General features: G+C 64.6%; 3 protein-coding genes. 2 read left to right on the top strand and 1 reads right to left on the bottom strand.

The genetic code is table 11. The features are described from left to right. The first annotated feature begins 286 nt into the window (after positions 1-286). On the top strand, positions 287-934 hold the full coding sequence (locus H8R17_RS48470) for a hypothetical protein (RefSeq protein WP_262506065.1): 648 nt from the start codon (positions 287-289) through the stop codon (positions 932-934). A 130-nt stretch (positions 935-1064) separates the two neighbouring features. After that, positions 1065-1220: a hypothetical protein gene (locus tag H8R17_RS45300; RefSeq protein ID WP_187828969.1), complete on the top strand. Its 156-nt coding sequence runs from the start codon at positions 1065-1067 to the stop codon at positions 1218-1220. 157 nt (positions 1221-1377) lie between these two features. Here the strand turns inward: H8R17_RS45300 and H8R17_RS45295 are convergent, their stop codons facing one another. Beyond that, on the bottom strand, positions 1378-1791 hold the full coding sequence (locus H8R17_RS45295; RefSeq protein WP_187828968.1) for a hypothetical protein: 414 nt from the start codon (positions 1789-1791) through the stop codon (positions 1378-1380). Positions 1792-1880 lie beyond the last annotated feature (89 nt).

Below are 1880 nucleotides of genomic sequence, written 5' to 3'. Positions count from 1 at the left end.
CAGCCCTGTCTGGCAAAGGGGAAGGAATCTGCCAGACACCAACCTCCCAACCAGACACACCGTAATTAAGCAGCGACACACCACTAGTCACTTGGGCCGGTCTAAGTCAAGCGCCGTCACATAGAGGCCAATTGACGTTAAATCAGGTTTCCTGCGGGAACAGCCTGATGTCCCGGTTCTTCCGTCGACTGGCCATCGGTATGGCGCATCGGGTATAAGGGACCGGTTTTGATCCGGATTCCGGACGCCTCGAATTCGAGCGCACCGATGGGCAAGGTGAATGTTTATGAGTGACGAAAGACGGGAACATGTAGCGACCACCGAGGTGGCCGACCCCGCCGAGCTGGCAAAACCCTGCGAATCCGCATCGACCGCGACCGCCAAGATCGCCCCACCCGCCAAGCCGAACCCAGAGTGTGAAGAGACCGCTGAGGACACCGGTGCCACTCAACAGGCCCCGGACATCGCATCCGGTGAGCCGTCCACCCCTCGCCGCCGCCCCCACCGCCCCGACCGCTCCGGCATCCTGGTCGGCGGCGCGCTGCTCGCCGCATGCGGCGCACTGGTCGTCTACGGCCTCCTCGACACCACCGGCGGCAACGACAACGGCAAGGGGCAGCACCGCACCACCCCCACCGCTCCCGTCACCTACGAAGTCACCGGTACGGGAACCGCCGACCTCACCTACCAGGCCCGCAACCAAGCCGGAAAGGCCACCGTCGTCCACCACGCCCACCTGCCGTGGCGCACCACCGTCGACGTTCCGGTCGGACACGACCCCACCATCAGCATCATCCTGGGCAAGAAAGGCGGCAACGCCCGCTGCACCCTCGCCATCCGCAGCCACCACGTCCAAAGCGCCACCGCCACCGGCGCCCACGGCCGCGCCACCTGCTCCGGCGTGCTACCCACCCCAAGGGAAAATAACAACTGAGCCCGGGACTGCAGCCGTGGATGACCCGTTCATCGAGGAGCTCGTCGCCCGTGGCGTGGTTGACCTCTGCCAGTCGGTCAGATGCCGGCGGCCACCGCAAGCGAGGATCGTGTCGGTGCCGGTGCCAGAGGTGAGCAAGCGTAGGAAGCGGCGCAACGGCACCCACATCGCCACCGCCCACGCCGCGGTGCGTGCTGCTGTCGCCCAACAGCCCGCCGCCCAGGCCGAGCGCTGTGGCCCCGCTCGCCGAGGCAGGCGTCACTTCCGTTACGGACGGGCGTACTGAGCAGGTTCGACCGAGACGCCTTGCGGTCAGGGAGGGGGCAAACCGGATGGGGAGCAATCGCAAGACCTGTGGATGCGAAGTCCGAAGTCGATGCGTCTCCTCCGGTTCCGACACGGTGATGGAGCGTGAGCCGGGTTCGGAAGCTCGACAGCATGCTTCACGGCGTGTAGTAGGCGGCGTACTGGGCGGAGTGTCCCTCGACGGAGAAGTCCTCGAAGTCGCCAGCCTTCTCACGGTCGAGCAATCGCTGAAGCGCCGCTTCGGCTTCGGGTAGACGCTGAGACAACAGGTATGCCTTGGTTCTGGCCAGTCCGCTCCCGCACAACAACTGGATGTCGATCGAGCAGTCGGCGTCCATGCTGGCGGACTTGGCCTTCCAGATGAGCAATACATCGTCGAGACTGCCGGCATTGAACAGCTGAACGCAGCACAGTTTCATCAGCTCGGTGTCGCCGTCACCCTGAGCCTGCTGCTCCAGCCGGATTTGCACTCTGAGCAGCCCGCGAACCTCGGCGAGGCCCGCGGCGACAGGGTGCAGACCGTAGCGGTGAAGGCACTCGTCTTCGTCCATTGAGCAATTGTCAAAAGCTGTGGATCAGTAGCTGTTCACACGGTCTCGTGGTTCAGATGGATGAGCCCTTCGATGGAGCCCAGGCGGGT

The sequence above is a fragment of the Streptomyces sp. TRM68367 genome (genome assembly GCF_014495685.1).
GTDB lineage: Bacteria > Actinomycetota > Actinomycetes > Streptomycetales > Streptomycetaceae > Streptomyces.
This window is presented reverse-complemented; position numbering and strand designations above follow the sequence as displayed.